This is a genomic window from Mycoplasma paraquilae (genome assembly GCF_048284415.1).
In the GTDB taxonomy this organism is placed as follows: domain Bacteria; phylum Bacillota_I; class Bacilli_A; order Mycoplasmatales; family Metamycoplasmataceae; genus Mycoplasmopsis.
On the sequence record NZ_JBLVZU010000004.1, the window covers coordinates 74,586 to 99,932 of the forward strand.

Genomic DNA, 25,347 nt, shown 5'->3' on the forward strand with positions numbered 1-25,347 from the left:
TAGATTTCAAATACATAGATACTTACGTTATTAGAAAGGAATAATTATGGCAAGAGTTAAAGGTGGAACAGTTACAAGAGCAAGACGTAAAAAGTGACTAAAATTAGCTAAGGGGTACTTTGGACACAAGTCAATTGGATACAAAGTTGCAAAACAAGCAGTTGTTAAATCATGAACATATGCATTCAGAGACCGTAAACAAGTTAAAAGAAACTTTAGAAAATTATGAATCGCTCGTATTAATGCAGCAGTTAGAGCTGAAGGAATGAGCTATTCAAGATTTATCAATGGGCTTAAAAAAGCAAATGTTACAATTAACCGTAAAATGCTTTCAGAATTAGCAATCAATGAACCTAAAACATTCTCAGTTTTAGTTCAAATTGCTAAAGAAGCTAAATAATTTAAGGGCTAGTAATAGCCTTTTTTATTTTATTGACTATATAGTAGTGATAAAAAAATAAAAAAGTAATTTCAAAAAAATCAACTTTTTTATAAAATATAAACAAGAATTATTAATTTAAATAAATCTTAAAATATTAAATCAATAAATATGGATTCACTTGGGTGTGCTAATCATAGTGCTAGGTGTTCGAAATATTTATTTAGCAAAAACAAACTAAAAGGATAAAATATGACAACAGAAAACAAAAAAGAAAAAGTTCAAAAAGAACAAAAAACTCCAATTGTGTCAAAAACTAAATTATTAGAAGCTGGTGCTTACTTTGGACACAAAACTCACGCTTGAAACCCTAAAATGAAGGAATTCATCGTTCCTAATAAAAAGAACAAAGGGTCACACATTATTGACATTACAAAAACACAAAAATACTTAGAATATGCTTACTCACTTGTAAACACATTAGCATCTAAAGGTGCATCATTTATTTTTGTTGGTACAAAAAAACAAGCTCGTGAAGCTGTTAAAGAAGCTGCTGAAAGAACAGGTTCATTATATGTAACAGAAAGATGATTAGGTGGTACATTAACAAACAACCAAACAATCATGTCAAGTGTTCAAAAAATGAAAGACCTTGAAGCAAAAGCTGCTAAAAACTTTGCTGGATACACAAAGAAAGAAGCTTTAGAATTTAATAAAGAATTAGATAAATTACACAAAAACTTAAATGGTATCCGTGACATGCAACGTTTACCACAAGTTATGATTGTTGCTGATCCAAATGAAGATGAAATTGCAGTTAAAGAAGCTAAAAGAAAGAAAATCAAAGTTATTGGTATTTTAGATACAAATGCTAACCCTGATTTACTTGACTTCGGTATTCCTGCAAACGATGACTCAGCTAAATCAATTATGTTAATTATGACAATTTTAGCTGATGCTATTGTTAAAGCACGTGGTGGACAAGTTAAATTTGCTTACCAAGAAGATGATAAAGTTGTATTGCCATCATTTGGAAACAACACAAACAGAGCATCTGAAGCAGAAGCTCAAACAACAGAAGCAAACTAATTAAAAAAATTTAGGAGGTTATCATGGCAGATAACAAAATGGAATTAATTAAAGAACTAAGAACTAGAACAAACTCAGCTCTTGTTGACTGTAAAAAAGCTTTAGAAGCAACAGGATATGAAATTGAAGCTGCTATTGCATGGCTTAAAGAAAATGGAATTGTTAAAGCTGCTAAGAAAGCAGGTCGTATTACTGCTGAAGGTGCTGTAACAGCTCTTGGAGATGACAAGCACGCTATCTTAGTTGAAATTAACTCAGAAACAGATTTCGTTGCTAAAAACGACAAATTTATTCAATTATTAAATGAAGTTTCTACAGCTTTATTTAACTCAAAAGCTAACACTTTACAAGAAGGGTTAGATGTTAAACTAGCTAACGGTGAAACAGTTGAACAAGCTTTAGTTAACGCTACAGCTGTTATTGGAGAAAAAATTTCTCTTCGTCGTTTCACAAGAGTAGAAGCTCAAGAAGACCAAGTTTTAGGAATATACGTTCACGCAAACCAACAAGTTGCTGCAGTTGTTACTGTTAAAGGAAACAACACAGAAGCAGCAAGAAATGTTGCAATGCATGTATCAGCTATGAATCCTGAATTTATTCTTGTAAACGAAATTCCAGCTGACAGACTTGACTCAATCAAGGAAGGATTTGTTAAACCAGCTGGTTTCGAAAATAAACCTGAAAAAATTCAAATCTCTATAACAGAAGGATGATTAAATAAACAATTATCAGAATTTGTTTTAGAAAAACAAGCTTTCGTTATGGAAGACTCATTATCTGTAGCAAAATACTTACAAAATCACAACTGCGAATTAGTAAGTGCTGTTAGATATGAAGTAGGTGAAGGAATTGAGAAAGTTCAATCAAACTTTGCTGAAGAAGTTGCTGGTATGGTAGTTAAATAATAAAACTACAATTTTATGTGTAAACGCATATTACTGAGCTTTTTCAGTATATGCGTTTTTTACTTTATATAAATATATAACAGAATATTAAGATAAAACATAAGGAAGAATTATGAGAAGAATTAAATCAATTTTACTAGCCCTTAGTGCTGGTAGCTTAACACTAGTTCCTTTTACTGCATTAGCTTGCAATGACGGGGAAAGTGAGCAAAAAAGAAAAGAATTAAATGTTGAGAAAGAAGCTACATTAGCTACATTGGATGGAAAATTAAACACAATAAATGTCTTATCTCCATCAGAATACAAATTACTAAAACAAAGAAAAGATGTTTTACAAGCACAATTAAGTAAGAAAGATGAAAACAACATTTCAGAGCTTGATGTTAAAACCTTACGTGACTTTGTTAAAGAATTAAATGACAAAATTTCATCATTAAGCACAACTGTAGTCGGACATGTTCAAGATGAATTAGATATAGCTCAAAATGATGTAGCTACTTTACAGAGTAAAGTAGATAAGTTAACAAAAGAACTTAAGAATTTAGGTGTTGATGTTGATGCTATTTTAAATGGCGATGAAGCTGGAGAACTAAAACTAGTTTCATCTGAAAAAATCCAAGAATTAACACAACAATTAAATACTCAAAAAGCTCTATTGGATGCTGCTAAAGATAAAGTTGAAACTTTAAGTAAAAAACTTCTAGCCAGAGGTAATTCAGCTATTGATGCTATCAAAATGATTAGTCGTTTAAACTTATTTATGATTAACACTGTAAAGAATTTAAAACCAGAAATTTACAATGTTGAAGAAAACAAACGTATGTTTGAACTTCAAAAAACCCAAATTGAACAAACAATTAAAGATGCTGATTCAATTGAATTGTCATATGCTAATTCAATTCGTGTATATAATGCCCTTAAAGACGCTATGGCTTTCAGTAACGCACAAAGAATTGTTTTAGGAGATACAATTCAAGTTGAATCGCCATTTCCAAAGCAAGCCTTTATGGATCAATTATTTGACTGAAGAATTGCTGATTTGGCTAAATTACTTCAATCTCAAAAGGATGCATTAGCAAGTGTAGAAAAACTAAGCCCAACTGAAGAAAAGGATATTAAAGCCAAAGAAGAAAAAATAGTGAAATTAAATGACAATATAAAGGTTGTTGATAGTATTCTTGAAACTTATAAACAAGCTAAAGGCGAAGGAACAACATTAAAAGATCAAATTGCAAAATACATGCTTCTAGAAGTTGAAGCCTTTGAAAAGAAAATCAAGAACCCTTCAACAGCTGATGAATTTCAAGCTAAGTATGATGTTAATTATCGGGTTTCAGTGTTTCCATTATTAAATAACATTACAGATAAGGAAGCTTTAAAAGAATTTGAAGCTATCGCAGATAAAATTGCGCCATTATATAGTGATTTTTATAAAAAGAATGCATATGCTTTAAATTCTATTATGTATGCAAATTACTATGCTGCTTTTAGTAAGGATTTAGTAGATCTGAGAAGATTTAATTTAATTCAAGACTTCTTTAGTAAGCAATCAATTATTACTTACTTAAATCAATTTAAGTACAAAATTGCCTCATATAAAATTGATACAGAAGCAGAATTAAAGAAAATTCAAGGCCAAATTGAACAATCACGCACTAATGCGAATCAAGCAATTTCTAAGTATAATAGATTATATAATGAACTAGCAGACGAAGGAAAAGATGAAACTGTTCAAGCGAAATTGTATAAATCTATTGCATTACATTTATCAAGTTTAAGAAATTCAGCTAACTCTGGAGTTCAAAATGATATTTTATCTGCATTTGATAAGCTATTAAAATTCAAGAAAATCGAAAGTGAAACTAATACATTTGATAGAATGTTAAATTACTTTAAGAATTTAAGTATAACTGTAGATGATCCGATGATGAGCAAGTTCCTTAAGTTAGAAGCTCAAAGCAAAAAAGCTGATGAAAAGGTTAAACAAGCCGAAGAAAATCTTGCTAATTCACAAAAAATATTTGATAAATACCTTGAAGTTGTTAATAATTTTAAAGCAATGGAATTTAATGCTGAAGAAGCAAGCTCAATCAAGGAACAAGCTAAAGCAAATGTTCTAATTATTGACAAATTTAAGCAAGAATTAGCAGCATCGAAAGTTAGGGTAGAAGGACTAGGGGAAACTCAATATTACTTTGGCGCAGGTGATGACAATATGAATATAAAAATTGACGAGTTACTTGTTTTAGTTGATAAATTAAAAGCTCAATTAGTTGAACTAGAAACTACTCCTGATGCAGAAATCATTGAAAAATTTAAACAAGTTAAAAAAGATGCGTTTGAACTTGGTCTTAGATTCTATGTTGATGATTCAAATGATGATGAATATTATGCAGCTGAAGGATTAGAAATTACATCTACACCAATTAGAAATATTGTTGATGATATAGAAGGCTACAAAAGCACTATCCGTGCTCAAAAGAAAAAAGCTAAAGAATATAAACAAAATTCTTTACTCATTCCATTAAATGAAGTTTATATCTTGATTAGACAAGGTGCAATTGCTAATTCCGATTTCTTTACTCAAAACTCAGTAACAGATCTATATAAAAATATTGATAAAGTTGCATATGATTTAACAACTGAAGAGCTCAAGAAACTTCAACAAAGTAATGAGTTATATAGAAATATTACAGGTGTTAAAGCAGATACTGCACAAGATTCAGAATATGATTTTGATCCAGTTGTAGAAGCTAAAAGATTAAATGAATTAGAAAAATCTTACTACAATGCAAATATTGAATATTTCAAAGCATTAGATAGTAAGGCACAAAATGTTGATGCCTTAAAACAAGCATTAAAAGTTGCTCGCGAAGCATATTACACACAATTAAGAAATGCTAAATTAGATGGAACTGTATATATTAATGAATTAAACCCAGTTGCAAATTATAATTTTGATTCACAAGAAAATCATAAGAACCCTGCAAAAATTTTAATTACATTAGCTGAATTTAACTCAATTAAAGATTTATTAGAATTTATTAAGAGCTCACAACCTGAATATGAATAGAAAAATATCCTAGCTTAATTGCTGGGATATTTTTTATACTTAAATTTTTTTAATTAGTGCATACATCAGGTCAGAAGCTAACTTTTTATTTGAATCAATTCTTTTCATGTAAAGCTCTAATTCACTAGCTAATATTTTATTAGCATCTAGTTCTCAATAATTGTAAATGTCTTTATTTGATTGAAAGGCTATGGCTGAGCCAAGAATAATTTTATATCCTTCAATTAAATAATGTGCAGTTTGTGGATCAATTTTCTTTTTATTAATTTCAGCAGGCATTTTATTAATTGCTTGTTTTAGTTCGCTTTCGAGTGAAGCTAATTGAGCATAAGTTTTTTGGCGTTGAACCTCATATGATTTAGCTAAAAATTCTTTACTTACTGCTTTATGTACCTCAATTTGATCATTTAACTTATTTTTATTTGAATTTAAAATGTTAAATGTTCTTTTTAGAAATTCAACATATTCATGTTGGGAAACTTTTAATCCTGACTCATAAGCTTTAAAGATATAATCAATTTCTACATCAGATACAGAACAATTTAATTTTCAATCCTTGGTCAATTCATGTGTTAAATGCATATTTACCATAGCTATGTTATCTAATAAGTTATTTATGTTATTTGATAGCGTGCTGTAAGCACCTTCAGCAGGAAAACCAGCACCGAATTCTACGTCAAACATCAAGGCTTCTGCCTCATCATTGTTATTTTCCACTTTATTAGTTATGTCAGAGTTTGGAATATTTTTTAAAATGGTTTCATTTTCCTGAATCATTGTTTTCAAACGATCGCTATAGCCTTTATATTGTTCAATTTTTGCTTTTATATTGAGTGAAATACTTGGGATTTCACTAGCTAAATGTGACACATTTGTTTGTAGTTCTTCCAGTCCTTCAAGATAAGATTCTATAGTTTTAAGCCTTGCTTTTAGTAACATAAGTGTACGTTCAATAGGAGCAGATTCAGTAATATTTTGATAATACTTGTCATTATTTTCTTTTGCATATTGATATGCAGCTTTTAATTTATTACCTGCAAAGTCATAGTAATTATTTTTAGTTTGTTCAATAGTTTTTAAACCTTTTTGTCCTAATGCAGAGGCTAAATATCTTAAATTGATAATCTGATCAATAACTTTGTTTTTTATATATTTTTGCTCAATTTGATTAATTTTTGCTTGATTTTGCTTAAATTCATCAATGACTGCAGCAACTTCTTTTCCAATTTCTTTATTTTGAGCAAGGGAGATAAAGACTTTACTTATTTTGTTATATTTAATGTTTAGAAAATGTAAATAAGCTTCTAAATTAAACTTTTCATTTGTCAAATTATTGTTATATAGTTCGATATCATATTGTAGATTTTGAATTAAATTTTGCTCTCAGATAGAGTTTTTAGTTTCGAGAAAATTTGACATTGATAAGAAAGCATTATCGTAAGCTAAGTTAAATAACGCTGCTAGTTCCCTGTTTTCTATAATAGATAAATAATAAGCATTAGTTGATAAAGGCACCAATAGATCAGCTAACAAGGTTTCTAATTTCAACATTCTATCATCAACTTCTCAAATTACATCTTCAATATTGTGACTTGTAATAACAATAGATTGAAGATAGCTTAAAAACTCTTTTGCTGCTGTCTGATAGGTTAAAACGCCGGCCACCGATTTTTTCAGATCAATAGTTTTATCGTCTATATTAATTTTTGGCACATTAGAAATATCCCCAGTTTGAAGTATTTTTAGGAAAATACTGAGATATTGATGCAAACTAAGGATATAGCGTGCTAAATCATCTTTAAGCTTATTTTTACTATTTAAATCAGTATTAATAAGCCTATCTTGTAGGTATTTTTTGTCTCAAATAATATTATTAGTACCTTTGGTTATTAGTTTATTATAATGCTTATTTCATCAAGAAATATCTGAGACTAATTTAGCATACACATTACGATTTTGAGTAATATTTGCAATTGTTAATAATTTAGCTTGTATTGTTTGAAAATTATTATTAGATTGGTCACTAAGACTAGAAAAGCTATTAGTGATATTATCATATGTCTTTTTAGCATCTTTTACCCAAGTGATTTTTTCAGGAGTACTTGACTCTAAATCTACATAAAGTAATTCTCTATTTTCAAAAGCTTTTTTTGGGTTTTGAGGGATGTGAATTTTGTTTGGTTTAAATGTTATATCATCAAGTTCATCAATAGTTGGGAGTATTGGGTTGCTTCTTTCCTTATCTAAATGTAAATTGTCAGGTTGAGAAACTTTAGCCTTTTTTTGGCTATATGCACCTAGCACACTGGCTAATACGATTATAGATGCACCAAGAGTAACACCACCTGTAATTAAAAATCTTTTAGTTCATTTGTTCATTTTGTCCTCCACTATATAAATTAATTTTGGACCTAAGTGAACTAGAAATTAATTTATCCCCTATTTTGTAAATTGTGGTAAAATACTTATATTAATTATATTAATATAAGATAAACCGAAATAAATTGAAGAAAAGGATGTGAATATGATTAAAAATTGATCATTAAAAACAAAAGTTTTATTATCATTAGCAGCTTTATCAGTTGGTGCTGGTATTGCAATTGGTTCAATGATTGGCTATGCAGAAAATTCTGATGAAAAATTAGGACCACTATCACCTGCTAATAAGATGCTATTTAATAATGACTATGCAAAGATATATGATGAACAAGGCAATCTAAAACCAGAATTAGCAATTTTAGATCCTCAAAAGAAAAACAAAGTTGCAGTAATTTCTCCAGATGCTTCTGAATATTGATTCATTCAAGAACCATCTAAAAAATACAACTTTACTGATTTCTTTAATGCATACTTTGAAAAGTACAATGAAGCATTTGTTCTAGAAGTAAAATATGGCTCATTTAGTTTTTACAATGAGTACGTTTTAGCTGTGCGTCCTGAACAATTTATTGAATTTTCAAATTGGTTTATTAAAAACGTTGCTTGAGGACCTGATCTTCTAACTCTTAACTCATTTAGAATTGTTCCTGGAGTTGAACAAAATGGGAATGCAATTACCTTAGGATCTCACTCAACATTGCACAAGGAAGTTAGTGAAATTAAATTCTTCCCCGATGCTTTCTTTGGTTCTTTACCTCTTTACTCGCTAAATGGTGGAAGAGGGAATGCTTCAGATGCTTTAACTTATTCTACATTTAAAAACGAAGTTTCTAAATCAGTTCTTGATGACTACTTAAAAAATATTCCATATGCTTCAGCAATTAAAAATGCTAGCGTATTACCAAGTTACAGTTCATTTAAAGAAATTTTAATTGCAAGCAAGTTAAAAGGAGAAAAATTTAAAGTACTACTTGACGAGAATATCACTGCAAAAGGTCAAATTAACCGTAACCAAACTCTTTACTTACCTTTTGATATCACAAAAGAACAATTTGAACAATTAAAAGTTAAATATTCTGATGAATTAGTACAAGCTTCTTTTGATGACTTACGTCCAGTTGAAATTATTTCAGCTACAACAGCAGTTGATAACAAAAACGAAGATAAACCAAATGAACTTGAAAAAGATATCAATTTAAATATTGAATTTAAATATTTAAATGTTCCTGAAAAAGACCAAAAAGTTCAAGAAGAAGAATTAGCAAAAATTCAGGATTTAGCTAGTGACACTCCTCATCAACGTGCTGAGAAAATTAAACAAAGAGAAAACATTAAAAATGTTTATAGTACATCATTGAGTTTTGCAACTATTCAAGGTAGATCATATGAAAGCTATAAATTATTTGTTCAAGTTGCTAATTCAAAAATTAGAAATTTCTTAGATTTTTATGATATTGATTCATATGCTGATGGGCATGATTCAATCTTTGTTTATCAACCACGTAATGGGCAGCCAATGCAATATTTTGCTTCATTCTTAGAAGCACTTAATTCTGTTCCAGAACTAGCAAAAGCAAGTTATGTAAAGCAAAGAGCATTAGTTAAGAAATATTCAATTTCTAAGATGGAAATTACACATAATCCAGAAGTAAAAATGCATACATTAAATGTAACATTGCAAAATGAAGACAACAAGAAAAAAGAATTGTACTTATCATTTGCAGCTAGTCCAGATAATAACTACCAACCAGAAGGTTTTGAACAATTCAAAGATGCCCTAGGTTATTTAGGAACCATTAGTCCAGTCACATTATTTTACACACCTGAAGATAAAACTTTACTAGATCAAGATGGTAAACCAATTGTTGGGCTTGAAGCTAGAAAATATCAAGTTTATAATGAAGCTTATGCTGGATTAATTCAAAAAGTTACTACAGCTTACCCACACTTGCTTAGAAAACTAAATGGGCCTCATATTGTTAAGACAGTCGATCAAGATGGAGTATATCAATACCACCTTGAAGATGGTCCATACCGTGGATTAACTCCTGGGGATAGAATTGGATTACCTCTTGTTTTAGGTGCATTAATCCCTGGATTCAAAGGTGTACCAACAGACTTTTTAAAATATGTTGCAACTCATGAATATGGACACCACTACACACTTGACCAAGGTCAAGCTTGAATTAACGACAAGAACCCAATTATCGTTGGAGGTCTTTCAACTCGTGGTGGAGCAAATGAATCATCATATTACTCATATGAAGCTTTAGTTAATTACTTAGAAGCAAGAACAAATATTGAAGTAATTAGAGTTAATGCTAATAATCAACCTACTGAATATGGTAAATTTATTCGTTTCAGATTTGGAATTTTGGATGAAAATGGAAAAGTTACTAAATTTGAAACTGAAGCACTTGCTGATATTTGAGGAACAGAAAAATCAAATGATGACATTTTCAATGTACTTAAAAATGAAAAACGTCGTTTCTTACAAGACTTTGCAGGAATGGTAAAGGCAGCAAAAGAAAGACATGTAGCTTTGGGTGATTTATTTATCGCTAACTCATTTGATGCTGATTCAGGTACATTAAACCCTAGAATTTCAGGAATTGCAAAAGCTTTTGAAAAAATTCAAAAAGCTAGTGGAAATTATAATTACAAATTAGTCCCAATTACTGCTCGTGAAGTAATTTCGCAAATGAAAGATGGTGCAGGAAACCCATTAAGTAATATTGTGACATTTAGTGATGATGACAACTTCACAATTAAGATTTACGAAGCTGATCCAAATAAACCAAACATTATACGTAAGATCAATATGTTTAAAAAGGATAATTCTCCTGTAATTAATGTTCCATTAAATGTACCACTTGACGAAGAAAGCTTAAGTTATCTACACGCGCAAGCTCATGTAATTGAAGACTCAATTCGAGCAACAATTAACAAAGATATGTTTGATTCTGGTTGAGATACCAATGGAACTAGAATCGGTGGTAAATTTGAATTTTTCACTACATCACTTTTCAATCAAGACAACAATATTGTTTCTATGCTAGAAAGCTTAAAGGGACGTGAAAACAAAGTGGAAATTGAACCTTCTTCAAATGCTAATGCTGTAGCAACTGGAGAAAATAAAGTGCGTCAAGCTAATACATATTTAGCACTTAGAGCCGGAATTAGAAATGAAATCAATGATATTAATAGATACATTGCAGACATGGCTACTGGATTAAATGGAGATCAGGTTAAAATCTCAATCTATAGAAATAGTGGACTTGAACCCGTTTTAACTTTTAGAAAAGACGAAAATGATACTGTGCAAAATGTTGATAAATTTATCTTCCCTTACATGAGTGGAAATTACTTTTTAGGAGAAATAGCTAACTACCGTGACTCATTTGCAAATAGAATTTCTTCTTTAGCAAATGATTATGGAACTAATGATACAAAGGCTAGATGAAGTAGTCATTTTGTGTTTAGTTTCCTAGAAGGAAGTGGCTGAACAGCTAGAAGCAACACTCCTAATGCTCAAAATGACACATTATTTGGATATGTAGACCGAAACGATGTAATAATGTCGACTTCCGAAGTTAGAGATTTAGCAGCTAACCCATTAAATAAATTTGGTGACCAAGTACGTGGAATGGTGATTAACCCATTTTCAAGTGGAATTAATGCTAATGATCGTTCTTTACTTAAAGCAATTTACAAAGGTCAAAATAATAAACATTATGCTAATGTTTCTGTTCCAGAAAGTTCTGAATCAATAGCTAGCTTCCGTGCAGATTCATTACACGAATTGTTATCTTTTGCATCAATTGATTATGCTAAAGCTCACTATGACGCTGAAAGTGAAAACTACAATTGAGATATTGCCTATGTTGAATCTAAGTTTGACTTAAACCAAATCGAACTTCTAGCAGCTAGTGATACTAGCAAAGAAGCTACTTCATTAGTTGAATCTATTAAACAAGCTAATGGAAACAAAAAGCAAGCTTTGGCTAACTATGCAATGTATAGATTTAGACATTCTAACTTAGTCCTTTCAGTTGTGGACTTTTCTCCAGCAACTGATTTAATCTCACATCGGGCAGTTTTCTCGAAATTATATGGAATAACTATTATTGACCCAGTTTTCAATAAATTCTATATGGAAGACATCACTAAAGCTAAAAACAATACTAATCTTGTTTTTGATGTTGTTAAATTACAAGCTTTCTTACAAGAATTATTAAAAAATAATAAGCTTGAAGCTCAAGCTGAATACTTTAGCTTATCAGATTTCTTAGCTTTAGTAGGAAATACTTTAATGTGAAAAGATCATGGTTTACTAGATGTTAAAGATACCACATTATTTAATGTCTTCTGAGGTGGATTTACTTCAGGAGAACCATCAAGTGATGTAATTAACTACAATGACACTAGAGTTGAACCTTTATTAAATGATAAATTTACAGATTATATTTATAGTATTGCTGAAACTTTAACAAGAGACTATGTTCAAACAGTTTACTCACCTGATACTAAGGACTTTGGTAATACACCTGATTATCTTTCTGGATTAAATGAGGCTATTACTGGTCTTGATTACATCGTTGATGGAACTAAATTAAATTACTTAAATGATAAACGTAATGACATTAAAGGTATTTCTAAAGGACTAAAAGCCACACTAGAAGCAAGTAGATGAAATAAATATATTGCTGAAACTATTCAAGATCAAATTACAGCAAACAAAGAAATTGCTAAATTAAAAGCTGAATATGAAGCTGCACTTGATAAATTTAACAAAACTAAACCTGGCGATGATACAAATAAAATTTATGCTAACTACTTACTAACTAAGCAAAATGCATACTTGGCAGCAACTGCAAATAAGATTAAACACAATATCGCTGCTAAAACACCTATTTTTAAAGAAATAAGTGATAAAGATTTTATTAATGAAGATTCATACCTATCATCTAATTACTTTGGAAAATTCATTTCAAATAGCAATGGATTCTTCAAAGATAGATTTGAAAAAGAAACTATTGGTATGGAACTTTATGATACAGATCGAAACCCAATTGTGGATGAAAATATTAGACTTAAGGACTTTAACGGAAACAAAATTACAAAACGTCCAGAAGCTTTCTTTATTTCACAATTATTAAACTATGGTGTGTCAAAAAGAAGCATTTCAGGTATTTTTAGAAATAAGGATTTAGATGCGCTAGCAATGTATGGATATATCACGACTGACTTAGCTGCAAAGGCCAAATATATTAAATTTACAGATGTTGACACAAAAGAAACAGCTTTTTTAAAAATAAATACAAATAAAACAAATAACATATTCTGACTTGAAAAACAAGGAGATGTAAGTACTAAGAAAACAATTGAAGATTATGGCTACACTTCTTGATTAACAGACTATGCCTTAATGGCTAAATATAGAGATGCTTTATTAAAGCCAAAACACAGATACTACATTGAATTTGCAGATCAAGATAAAAAAGCTATTCAAGATGTAAATTTAGGAAATGTAGATGCTATCTCTGAAAATGCTAAAGCATCACAACAATCACCAATTAAGATTATTCCTGAGGTAAAAACAGTAATTGAAAATGGTGAAGAAGTTGAGAAAAAAACAGGTAAATCAATTATTAGTATTGATTACCAATTTAACATTACACATTAGAAAGGAGAGTGATGACTAAAAACATTAAAAAAATATCTAAATATCTGCTGTTAGCATCAGCTCCTTTAGGACTGATAGCTACAACTGTTGCATGTGGAAGTGATAATAAAACCCATTCAATTAAAGTTGACTATGACTTAGGATTAGCAACAGAGCCAATTAACAATCTAAACTATATTAAATATAAGTCAATGGATAAAATTTTACCTTCACTTGTTGATAGTTTCTTGAAAACTGGGCCTACAACAAGCTTAAAAAGAGTACTACCTTCAAAAAGAAGCTACAACTTTGTTGTTATGGATAATCCAAAAGACAAGAGTTCAGCTAACTTTGAAAAATACATTCAAGATAATGCTAGCATTTTAGCTCAAGATAATGGTACTAAAGGAATTACTAGTTCTTACTATTCAATTGATCAATTTAATACAGTAGGAGGACTTGCTGATGACTCTGCCAATGGTTCTGAGTTAAAAAATAAATCTACAGTTTTTGCTTTCAAAAACCCAAGAAACACCAATAACTATATGGCTATTACAGGCTTTGTTAATGCTAAGAAAAATAGATGGTCAAATGGTGATTACGTTTCTGCACAAGACATCAGAGACTATTTTGAATATATTTTGGATCTAAATACCGGATCTCAAAAACTAGACACTATTAAAAAATATGGTTTCCGTGCTGCTGATAAATTTATTGATGCACAAAAAGATTACTTAGCTAAATTTAATAAGACTTACAAAAATCCATTTGGGCGTCGTCCTTATGTATTTAACAGTGTGTTAAACACCTACGTACAAGACCCTAAGGCATTAGTTTATCAAAGTCAAACATTTGATAAGAATGGTAAAGCATTGGATACAAAAGAGGTAGCTGCCATCAAACAAGCTGCTTTAGAATTTGGATTCTATACAGGCCAACTTTTCCTAGATTTTGATAACAGTTTTATTGCAAGTAACTTAAAATACAACCCAGACTTCAGCCTAGATAAAGAAATTCAAGAATTTAAATTTAAAGACAAAGACTCTGATAAAAAAGAAAAAACTATTACCATAGTTAAAAACCCTTATGTGAACCCATACCAAACTTTTTCATTAGATTCACATAATTTAGAAGGTGATATTAAATCTTTATCCAAAGATGAAAATTCATTTAATTTAATATTTGATGAAAACCATACTCCAGATTTATCATACTTACTCTTTACAATTCTGTATAACCTATACCCAATTAACCGTAAGTATATTGAAACTGAAGCTGGTGGAATTGACAAATATGGATCGGAACCTGATAAATTCTTAACAACTGGACCTTTTGTTATTCCAAAAGGCGCTAATGGAATCTTACTTGGGCCTAATGGTTACATTAATCTAGTTAAAAATAAAGAATACTATGATTCTGAAAACACTATGTCAAATAAAATCAAGATCTTATTCTCAACAAATAAGAACACTAATGCTTTATTCTTTGAAGATGGTTATATTTCTCAAACTTACATTCCAGCTTCTAAAATGACAACATATTGAGCTGATGAAAACATTAAAAAATACCTAAACAAAAACCAAGGTTATGGAACAATTGCTTTTGGTTTCAACTTAGATCAAGAAACAAATGGAGATAGCTATTTACAAGATCAAGACATCAGAAATGCTATTTATTATGCAATTAACCGTGATGATGCTTTAAAATTTGTTGGCTGAGACTTCTCGTTCCCAGTTAATACTTGAACAGCTTATGGACAATATAAAACATTTGATGGTAAAAACCTTGAAATGTTCTTTGAAGGCATGAAAGCTAAAGCAAAAAATGATAAAGAATTTCCATTACAAAACTATGAATATGTAGTTCACATGGCTAAAGGGTTTAATTTTGAAAAGACTAAACGTAGAGATTTAGCTTATGATGTTCCGACTGCTGAATTCTATATTAATCGTTTCAAAAAAGCACATCCAGAAGTAAAACAAATTAACTTGCGTTTCTTAAATAATGGACAAGATGAACAAAAGAAAGCTGGTTCATACTTAAAAGAAGCTATGAACAAAGCATTTGGTGGCTTTATTAATATTGAATTAAAAAGCTTACCTGAAAATATCTTTGCAAGCTTCATTGAAAAAGGTGAATATGACATTATTTACCAAAACTATGACAGAATTGGTGGAAATGGGGCACAAGACTACGTAATGGCTTTCTTTAAAAAGGATGAAGTTGATACAATCAACCAAAAAACTATTGCTTTTAAAGAAAACCCAGTTGGTTCATTTACTTATGCTGATTATTTAGCTGACTTAATTTTAGAACAGTTACGTAAACAAGATGCTAATGTTTCACGTTTAAGTCTACTACAAAATGATTTAAATATTATTACTCAAGTAATTAACGCTGATACTAATATAGCACAAGCTTTCAATGAAACACTTAATAGCGAAGAAACAAGTAAGATTTTAGCTTTCACAGATGCCTACTTAAACCAAATTACTAATGCAGTGGCTAATAAAAATAAAACTATTACAAATAGATATTCAAAACAATACATTAAAAATTTACTTGAATACTTATTGTTAGCTGATAATAAAGAAGATAATGATACAACACGCTTACATAAATCAAACATCAGAAAAGCAAGATTACACTCTGCTTTCATTCTCTTTTTACCAACTTTTATGAGTGTACAAGAAATTGCAGATCTAACCAATGCAACTCAAGAAAGACTTGAATTTAATCAAGATAACATTTTTGAGACAGGTGATGAGAAAACAGAAAAAAGAATAGCACCTAAATTCTGAAATAAATTTATTGAGCTAGCTTTACCAAAATTTGATGAATCAACTTTTGATTACACCTCAAGATTATCTTCATTCTTCACAGGAAACTTCTCTGATGAAGAACTTAGTCAAAACTGAGAGCAAAGTGTTGTATATCAATTTATTGGTTCACTAGAAAAGGTTATTAGAGATGCTGCCATTGTAGTACCTCTAATGGAAGTTGATACTAACTGAGAAGTTACTAAAGTTGGTGGAGTTGATTCACTATTTAGATTCTCATTACAATATGCTTATGATATGACTAGACCACCAAGAAATGGTTTACCAACAACAAGGGAAGGATAATAATGAAGAAAGTTACATACCAGGACGAAAACTATTTATTAAATGATGCTAAAGTTACTTTTAGAAATAAAAGAAGTAATGAGCTAACCTTAATGCAAAAAATACTTTCAATTGATTCTCCATTTTTAAGAACCTTTTGAAGAGTATTTAAAATTATCCTAGAATTCTTTATTATCGGGCTTATTGTTATTTCAATTACTTTCTTTCTTATTAATTCGGTTCCAGGTGAAAACCCTTTAACTCAAGGGTTAGATGAAGCATCTAGAAAAGCTGTAGAAGAAAAATATGGTCTCAATTTACCTTTAATCCAGAGATACTTTAATTATTTAAAAGGCTTATTTACAGGAAACTTTGGAATTTCGCTCTCATTATTCCCTGGTCAAGAAATCAACTCTTTTATTTGAGATAGATTTTATAAATCATTCTTAGTTGGAATTTTCTCAGTTGTGCTTACTGTAGGAATTGGAATTCCACTCGGGATTTGAATTGGTAAAAACCCTGGTGGATGAGTTGATAATATTTCAACTATTATTGTAAGTATTTTCTCATCAGTACCTTCAATCATCTTTGCCTTAGTGCTTGTCTTTTTAGGTCGTGCAATTGGAATCCCTTATGTATTTGATCATACTAACTTTGTTACTTTCATTCTTCCTGGGCTTGCCCTTTCACTTGGAAGTATCATTGTGTATATTAAATACATTCGTACAGAATTAAATAGAGAATTAAATTCTGTGCATGCTAAGTTCGCTTACTTAAAAGGTGTATCAAAAAATAGATTTGTTTGAATGCATGCACTTAAACCTGCGCTTTTCCCGATTGCAACATTCTTTCCTGCAGTTATCTTTGGATCATTTATTGGAAGTATCTTTATTGAACAAATTTTCCTTATTCCAGGGTCTGGGGATACCTTACTACAAGCAATTCAAACTAAAGACTACAATGTTATCTTATTCTTAATTGTAATGTTTGCTTTATTAACAGTGCTTTCATATGCTTTCCGTGATATTTTATATGAAGCAATTGACCCAAGAATTAGAAGAAGAGGAGCTTAGAATGAAACAAGAAAACGAACAAAACCAACAATCAAAAAAGCCTTCTAAAGCTAAAGCTTTCTTCGAAAAGTGAGCTAATAACATCAAGGAACGTGCTTCATTAGGAAAGCAAAATGAAGTTAATATGCAAGATTTATCAGCTCCTAACCCAATCACTCAACCATTTAACTACCAAAGTTGAAAGTTGGTTGGAAAAATTATGGATTATCAATCTGACATGCACATGGGGTCAGAAACCAAAGCTTTTAAAGAATTTATCAATAGATTTTCACGTTCATTTGCTGGAGTTTTTGGGCTAGTTACTTTAGTAACTTTAGTTTTACTAGCAATCATTATTCCATTCACTACTCAAGATCCAACTACTACAAATATTTCTGCTAAATCACTCACATTTAACTCATATGATTCATTTAATATTTATCACTTCTTTGGAACTGATGATGTTGGAAGAGATTATTGAGCAAGATTGTGATGGGGATTACGTTACTCAATTGCGCTTGCCTTTGTAGTAACTGCAATTGAAGTAGTAATTGGACTAACTATTGGAATCATGATGGGGCAATTTGAAATGTTTGACAAAATAATGACATTTATTATTAAGGTTATCTCAATTGTACCTACAATTATTATCTTGATTTTAATGACCATTATTATTTCACCTAGTTTCTGAGTTATTGTTTTTTCACTTTCATTAACTTCATGAACTGGAATGGCTAACCAAATTAGAGCCCAAGTAAAACGTGCTAAATACTTCGAATGAGTATCAGCTTCTAAAATTTTAGGAACACCTACTTGAAAAATTCTTAAAAACTACATTCCAGTAATCTTACCAATATTAATTACTCAATTAGTCTTTACAATTCCTGGAGTTGTTCTATCTGAAACTTCTCTTGCTTTCATTGGACTTGCAATTGAAGATGTGCCTACTCTTGGTAACTTAATTTCAGATGGTCAAAAATTATTCCCAGATTATGTAAGATATGTCTTCGTGCCTGCAACATTCTTAATTCTAATTACAACTAGTGTTCAACTTATTGGAGCTTCTGTGCAAGATTCCTTAAGAAGACAAAGATAGGAAATTATGAAATCAGAATACTTATCAAAAGATCAAAAAAATATTGCTAAACGTCAACGTGAAATTCAACATGCACGTGATATAGCTGCAGGACACACAATAGGACACAAATTATGACGTAAGTTTACAGTATATTTAGCAAATAAATTTTCATTCTTCTCTTCAAAAAATAATTTATTTGATTGAGAAGAATTTGAAAAAAACGTGCAATATAAAATTTTGCCAAATGGTGAAAAAGTAAAAATAGCTGCTGAAATCAATGATGTACAGTTATCATTTACTAACCCATCTAGACCTGGAGAAAAAAATAAAGTTCTCAGAGGCCCTTCGCTTCAAATTTATGAAGGAAAGGTACATGCTATTATAGGTGAATCAGGATCTGGGAAATCAGTTATTACCTCTTTACTTTACGGATTAACCGGTGATAATGCTGTTATCGATAGTGGTGAAGTAAAGTTATATAACAATAATGTAGAGAAATTTACATTTAAAGATTGAGAAAAATCTCACTACCGTGGAAGAGTTGTTTCGGCTGTCTTCCAAAACCCAATGTCAACTTTAAACCCTACTATGAAAGTTGGAAAACAAATCATGGAAGGTATGTTAATTAATAAAGTTGTTAAGAATAAAAAAGAAGCCTACAACAGAGCTGTAGAATTCTTAAAATTAACAAAGATTTCAGACCCTGAAGGGGTTATGAAACTTTATCCTCACGAAATGTCAGGGGGAATGATCCAACGGGTAGTTATAGCAGCAATTGTTGCTCTTGAACCTAAAATATTAGTTATGGATGAACCCACAACTGCACTTGATCCTACAGTACAAGCTTTAGTTCTTGATGTTATTCAAGATTTACAACAGAAGCTAAACTTATCAATTGTCTTTATTACCCATGACCTTGGGGTAGTAGCTTCAATTAGTGACTTTATTTCTATTATGTATGCTGGTCAAATTATTGAAGAAGGTACTGCGAAAGAAATCTTGCAATACCCTCAACACCCTTATACATGAGGACTAATTCTAAGTATGCCTGATGTTAACAGAGGTGATCGTTTAGCTACAATTAGAGGTTCAGTTCCTTCAAACTTAAATAACATTGTTGGAGATGCTTTTGCTGTTAGAAACGATTATGCCTTGGGAATTGACTTCCAAGAAGAGCCTAAATTCTATTACTTATCTGAAACGCATAGAGTTAAATCAGCCTTGCTTGATGATCGTGCGCCTGAATATGAGCCTCCAAAACACATTAAAAAATTATGAAAGGAGTTTTTAGCAAAGTCTAAATAATATGTCACAAAAACCTTATTATGAAACCAAAAGAAAATTCCTTTTCTTTAAACAAAAACAAATCCGTTTTAACACACCAGGTGTAGAAGGAATGCTTGAAGTTCCTAAAGGTAAAACTTTACTTGCAACTTTAAGAAATGTTGATATTACTTATGGTTCTGGAACCAAAGCATTCCGTGCAGTTACGGATATGAATATGAATATTTATCGTGGAGAAGTTTTAGGACTTGTAGGAGAGTCTGGTTCAGGAAAAAGTACAATTGGAAGAGCAATTATCGGATTGACACCACATAGCTTTGGAGAAATAAAGATTTTTGATAAAGTTGTGCCAAAAAAAATGGCAAGAGGCTTTAAGTTTGGCAAAAAACTTAAAGAATATAAAGAAATTGAAAACTTTATGGTTAATAAAGTTCAAATGATTTTTCAAGACCCTGCTAACTCATTAAACCCACACATCAATGTTGAGGCAGTAGTGTCAGAAGGGCTAACAAATATTAAAAATGCCAAAGAAATTTATTTATTTAATATTGACCAAGATGTAGAAAAAGAGCTATATACAAAGTGACTACCAGAAATAAGCTACTCACAATTTTATGATGAATATAAAAAACAATTAGACGCTGATATTGCACTAAATGAAAATGTAGCTTTCGAAAGTTTATACAACAAATTAGCTAATGATTTAGCTAACTATCCAGAATTAAAACAAGCTAGTGATTATTTAGCTCAAGCTAAGGCACACCGTGAAGAATTAAACAAACTAACAGAAGTTGAGTGTAAAAGAATCTTAGTTCGTGATATCTTAAAATCAGTAGGTCTAGATGATTCAGTTCTTAAACGTTATCCACTTGAATTTTCAGGTGGACAACAACAACGGATTGGTATTTCACGTGCTGTAGTGCTTCGTCCTTCACTTTTAATAGCTGACGAACCTATTTCGGCACTTGACGTTTCTATTCAAGCTCAAGTAGTAAATATCTTTAATGAACTGAAAGAAAAATATAATTTAACTATTCTATTTATTGCTCACGACTTACGTATGGTTGAATATATTTCAGATCGTATTGCAGTAATGAATAAAGGAAGATTGCTCGAAATCGGAACAACTGATGAAATTATGAACCATTCATTACACCCATATACTAAGTCATTATTAGACGCTGTTCCTTCGATTGAAGGAGAAAAAGGAAGTTTAATTGGTTATAGTTATAATCCAGCAATTCACGGTTACACCTCATTAAAACAACCTCAATGAATTAAAATTAATAACGATCACTATATTCTAGCTACACCAGAAGAGCTTGATGAGTGACGCAAAGGAATTTATAAATAAAATAATAAAGGAATATATTATGAAATTAAAAGGAATATTACTAACTATTAGTGGCTTACCACTAGTAGCAACTCCTGTATTAGCTGCTAGTTGTTATCAACCTAGTCAACAACAAGGAACAAATCCAGAAACACCTGGTACAGATTCTCAATTAGATGAAAAAATAAAAACAAAATTAAATAAAACAATTAATAGTATTAAAAACTTAGACATTAAAGATAAAGCGCGTTACACTGTAGATCAATTAGTTGCTATGGATAAAGCAGAGTTAGCAAGTTTAATCACTATAGCTGATGATAACTTTAACCCAGAGGACTTTAACATCATAGTAGTTAATGCTGAAAAGAAATTAAATGATGATGGAATTGCTTACGACTTAGATTTAACCATTCAACTTGTTGATAAAGCAAAAAATGATGTTACTTCATTTACAAGAAAATTTAAAGGTTTAAGTGGATTTAATATATCAGATGCAGACCTAAAAGCTTTAATAGCAAGCAAATACATCAACGCTTTTGCTAAAAAAATTACATTAGATGTTGCTTCTAAAGCTGAAATGTTAGCAAAAGATGTAACTAAGGAACAAATCGCAATTAATATAGATCCAGAAGCTCCACAAAAAGATTTATTTAATGTTGAAATTATAAGCTTTAGACCAAAAGCAGTTTCAACTACTTTAGAAGTAACTTTATTAATTTCTGCTAAAAATAGCTCGGCAAAAGAAACTATCTTACTTGATATTGAAGGGTTTAAAAATGAAGAAAATGAGTTAAATAATGCTGCTCTTAAGGAAGCTTTAACTGCAAATATGAAGGACATTAAATTAACTGTAAAAAATAATAAATTAGTTCCTTCACAAGTAACTCGTAATGATATTGCCGCAAGCAATTATGATGAAAAGAATTTTACTTTTAGCATTTTAGATGATGTAACTCAACAAGAAGGAAACATAATTAAAGTTGTTGAGCCTGCATTACAACCACAATTTAAATTAGATTCATCAAAATATGCAAAGCTAGGATTAAAAATTAAATTCAAATTAACTGCAAAAACTAATTCAGAAATCAGCCAAACAGGTGAATTTGAAATTAAAAGTGGTTTTCCAAATATTACAGCAAGTATTTTCTCAACGCCATTAGCTAAAACAGTTGTTGAAGAACCAGCTCAATCAGCAGGCTCAAGAGATGTTAAATATTTACAACTTCAATATAGAAAAAAAACAGAAGATAAGAAATATACTACTGCAACAGCATTTGTTAAAAAAGACTTAGACCCAATTGATGAAAATGACCCACACAAAGATTTAAAATATAAATATAAAGAATTACGTCAAAAAATTCTTGATAATCTATTTGTAAAATCAAATGATGGATCAGGTTCATTAATGATTATTCCTAACTTACCAACTACACAAAGAACATTTTTAGCAACAATTTTATTCTCTATTGATAGACAATACTATGCATCAAAACCTAAATCAGAACCATACCAATTATTTAATGCTCCTAAAGGAAAAGAACTATTTGCTATATATCTTACATATAATGTAGAAAATATGATTGACATTGCTAAGAAAACAGCAACTAATGCAAATGTCTAAGAAAAAATCCAGCCTAACAGCTTAGTTAGCACTGGATTTTTTTATGCTTTAATATCAGGATCTGCTTTGCCTTGAGCTTTTCATTTCTCTAATAAAGCTTCTCACTGAGCAAAGTTTTCACATTCTAAATATTCAATTTGATCAGCATTAATTGAAAGGTCAAAACGTGGTGAAATTTTTGTATTAGTATAATAATTATATCAATTTTTAATTTTAGCTATGTCATCAAGGGCATCTTGTTTATTTAATTTGAATGCATAAGTTTGTAAATTTCGTTGGCTTAAATCAATGCTTTCAGGATGTTCATAATCTTCCGGATGTAAGAATAAAGCAACAATGGAGTAAGAATCAGCTCCTTTTAAATATGAATAAAGTTGTGCCTGCTTACGATAAGAGGGGTCGACTCCTTCTTTGGCTCACAGATCTTTTTTCTTTTCACCAGCTGTTTTGATTTCTAAAATCATGTTTTTAGATGGTAAGTATCCGTCAGGTACCCCGCCGATAATTGGGTCTGAAGCAAAAAAGTCATAATTATAAGCTGCTGCTTCATAATTTTCAATTGTAATATTTGGCATTTTGCTTCGTAAGTAGTCAAAAATACGCGGTTCAAGCACCACTCCAGCATGCACGTATTTTTGAGTCAGAACTGGTAGCTTAAGTCGAGTTATATGGCAAAAGGCACTAAATTCATTTTTAAAAGCATCTTTAATCAAAATATCGGCAATTGAGCTACCACCCATTTTTTTATATTTATCAAATTGTCCATTAGAATGAAGTCTCTCATATAGATGATCACTTAAAATTAGCACTTGTTTTTCATAATCTATATAGTAATCAGTTTTGTTAAAAAATTTTCTAGGCATATTTTAATTTTAACATAAGGCAAAAATAAAATAGTCATTATGACTATTTATTAATGTGATTACGAATGATAACATCAGCAATAACTTTAACATTGTCAAATTTAGGATATCATTCTAAGTCAATTAGTGTATTTTGAGGAACAATTTCGTCAAAACAAATATTTACTAATTTATCAAAACTTGTTTCAGTTGAATTATCATCAACTCCAGGCACAAATTTAGTTGCATCCATAAATTTTTCAATTCTTATAGCTAAAACTTTAACTTCATCACCTTCTTTTACATATTTTTCAAGTGATGCTTTATTACCCTTAAAGTAATCTAATTCATTTGGAAATCTAAGATCATCAATAATGAATAAACTGTTTAAGCTTTCCTTAGATGATTTTTCCATAGTTTCTCTAATTTTGTCAAACACTTTGGCACATCAAACATTTGAGTCAATTTTTCTCCCTACTTCACCCATCGCGATTCATAAAGGTCTAACGATTTCTTTATCGATACCATCTCAGTTAATTTCATCTAAGATTGGTTGTGTAATTTGCTTAATTGGTTGAGCAAATGATAAAATGTGGATGTTATCATCGAATTGTTCTTTTAATTTATTTGATAATTCAGTACTTAAAAGCCCTTTTCCACTTCTTCTTTTACCATTGATTAAAATAATTAAGTGTGTATTTTTTTTCATTTTGTTCCTCCCTATGATATAAAAAAAGCTACTAGCTCTTTTGTTGTTTTGTTATGTTATTATACATTGTAATTGAATAAGAATTAGATAAAACTTAAAAAAAACTAAAATGTGAAAAAAAGAATTTCCACATTTATTTTTTTTAGCAAATATTCAATTTTTTGCAATAAATAATGTAATATTTCTTACATGAAAAAGATTAAATTATTATTAAACTCAGTTATTGGAACTTCTGCTTTAGCTTTGCCAATTCTTTCTGTAGTTGCTTGTGGAAACACAGAGCCTGAAGAAAAAGGTGCTGATATCAAACCTTTTATTAATGTATATAAAAAGTTAGAGTTTTCATATAATGGTAATAAAGCTGATACATATGCAAAAGATGTGAATCTTGCAGACATCAAAGTTAAAGGCTATGATGTTAAAGAATTTCAAATAATTATCAAAAGTGTTAAAGCTGTACCATATTTATCATCAACTATATATGTTGAATATGAAATAAAAGACTTAAAAACTAATGCTAAATCAAGTGAATTAATATTTACTATTGGTGGTTTTAAAGCTGAAGAAGTTTCAGACAAATAATAAATAGCTATTTCAGCTATTTTTTTATTTTTTTATTAGGAATGAAATAATATAGTGGTATTATTTAATCAATATTTCCAACACAGATAGCTTCAAAAGCTAAAAAATATTTAAAAAAATAAATAAAAAATTTGTTGATAAAAAAATATTTTGGTGTTATAATATTATCGCTTGTTATCACGAATAACAAACATACAAAAAGTTCTTTGAAAACTAGATATATACAATGTACATGACAGTCAATTTTTTCGA

The 25,347-nt window shown here is 30.1% G+C and carries 15 protein-coding genes; 12 read left to right on the top strand and 3 right to left on the bottom strand.

The features are described 5' to 3' along the window. The first annotated feature begins 46 nt into the window (after window positions 1–46). From rplT to ACNQ12_RS02710, 4 genes are all read left to right on the top strand, one after another. Window positions 47–400 carry a 50S ribosomal protein L20 gene (rplT, locus tag ACNQ12_RS02695; RefSeq protein WP_416738679.1) on the top strand — a complete coding sequence of 118 codons (354 nt, stop codon included), beginning with the start codon at window positions 47–49 and terminating at the stop codon, window positions 398–400. 231 nt (window positions 401–631) lie between these two features. Next, window positions 632–1,468 carry a 30S ribosomal protein S2 gene (gene rpsB, locus ACNQ12_RS02700; RefSeq protein WP_416754758.1) on the top strand — a complete coding sequence of 279 codons (837 nt, stop codon included), beginning with the start codon at window positions 632–634 and terminating at the stop codon, window positions 1,466–1,468. A gap of 23 nt (window positions 1,469–1,491) precedes the next feature. Next, the gene (tsf, locus tag ACNQ12_RS02705) at window positions 1,492–2,373 is read left to right on the top strand and encodes a translation elongation factor Ts (RefSeq protein WP_416754759.1); all 882 of its coding nucleotides are present in this window, start codon (window positions 1,492–1,494) and stop codon (window positions 2,371–2,373) included. A 112-nt stretch (window positions 2,374–2,485) separates the two neighbouring features. Continuing rightward, on the top strand, window positions 2,486–5,446 hold the full coding sequence (locus ACNQ12_RS02710) for a hypothetical protein (protein WP_418037212.1): 2,961 nt from the start codon (window positions 2,486–2,488) through the stop codon (window positions 5,444–5,446). 39 nt (window positions 5,447–5,485) lie between these two features. Here ACNQ12_RS02710 and ACNQ12_RS02715 read toward each other — a convergent pair whose 3' ends face one another. Further along, the gene (locus ACNQ12_RS02715; RefSeq protein WP_418037210.1) at window positions 5,486–7,825 is read right to left on the bottom strand and encodes a hypothetical protein; all 2,340 of its coding nucleotides are present in this window, start codon (window positions 7,823–7,825) and stop codon (window positions 5,486–5,488) included. A 145-nt stretch (window positions 7,826–7,970) separates the two neighbouring features. Here ACNQ12_RS02715 and ACNQ12_RS02720 point away from each other — a divergent pair, with 145 nt between their 5' ends. Genes ACNQ12_RS02720 through ACNQ12_RS02750 form a run of 7 tightly spaced genes read left to right on the top strand, consistent with a single transcriptional unit; the run spans window position 7,971 to window position 22,962 of the window. Further along, window positions 7,971–13,511, top strand: a complete 5,541-nt coding sequence (locus ACNQ12_RS02720; RefSeq protein WP_418019325.1) for a PDxFFG protein — start codon at window positions 7,971–7,973, stop codon at window positions 13,509–13,511. An 11-nt stretch (window positions 13,512–13,522) separates the two neighbouring features. Next, window positions 13,523–16,615, top strand: a complete 3,093-nt coding sequence (locus ACNQ12_RS02725) for an ABC transporter substrate-binding protein (RefSeq protein ID WP_418019326.1) — start codon at window positions 13,523–13,525, stop codon at window positions 16,613–16,615. A gap of 2 nt (window positions 16,616–16,617) precedes the next feature. Continuing rightward, the gene (locus tag ACNQ12_RS02730) at window positions 16,618–17,667 is read left to right on the top strand and encodes an ABC transporter permease (protein ID WP_418019327.1); all 1,050 of its coding nucleotides are present in this window, start codon (window positions 16,618–16,620) and stop codon (window positions 17,665–17,667) included. 1 nt (window position 17,668) lies between these two features. Continuing rightward, window positions 17,669–18,742: an ABC transporter permease gene (locus ACNQ12_RS02735; RefSeq protein WP_416754765.1), complete on the top strand. Its 1,074-nt coding sequence runs from the start codon at window positions 17,669–17,671 to the stop codon at window positions 18,740–18,742. 6 nt (window positions 18,743–18,748) lie between these two features. Beyond that, window positions 18,749–20,029, top strand: coding sequence for an ABC transporter ATP-binding protein (locus ACNQ12_RS02740; protein WP_418019329.1), 1,281 nt, complete (start codon window positions 18,749–18,751; stop codon window positions 20,027–20,029). A 1-nt stretch (window position 20,030) separates the two neighbouring features. Continuing rightward, window positions 20,031–21,362: an ABC transporter ATP-binding protein gene (locus ACNQ12_RS02745; RefSeq protein WP_418037208.1), complete on the top strand. Its 1,332-nt coding sequence runs from the start codon at window positions 20,031–20,033 to the stop codon at window positions 21,360–21,362. A gap of 19 nt (window positions 21,363–21,381) precedes the next feature. Continuing rightward, window positions 21,382–22,962 (top strand): hypothetical protein, encoded by a 1,581-nt coding sequence (locus ACNQ12_RS02750; RefSeq protein ID WP_416754770.1) that lies wholly within the window; start codon window positions 21,382–21,384, stop codon window positions 22,960–22,962. Window positions 22,963–23,003: 41 nt separating this feature from the next. Here the strand turns inward: ACNQ12_RS02750 and ACNQ12_RS02755 are convergent, their stop codons facing one another. After that, on the bottom strand, window positions 23,004–23,825 hold the full coding sequence (locus ACNQ12_RS02755; protein ID WP_416754771.1) for an MAGa7180 family putative nuclease: 822 nt from the start codon (window positions 23,823–23,825) through the stop codon (window positions 23,004–23,006). Between the two features lie 43 nt (window positions 23,826–23,868). Then, window positions 23,869–24,513, bottom strand: coding sequence for a hypothetical protein (locus ACNQ12_RS02760; protein WP_416754773.1), 645 nt, complete (start codon window positions 24,511–24,513; stop codon window positions 23,869–23,871). A 189-nt stretch (window positions 24,514–24,702) separates the two neighbouring features. Between ACNQ12_RS02760 and ACNQ12_RS02765 the strand changes: the two genes are divergently transcribed. Continuing rightward, window positions 24,703–25,095: a hypothetical protein gene (locus tag ACNQ12_RS02765; protein WP_416754774.1), complete on the top strand. Its 393-nt coding sequence runs from the start codon at window positions 24,703–24,705 to the stop codon at window positions 25,093–25,095. The last annotated feature ends 252 nt before the right edge of the window (window positions 25,096–25,347 follow it).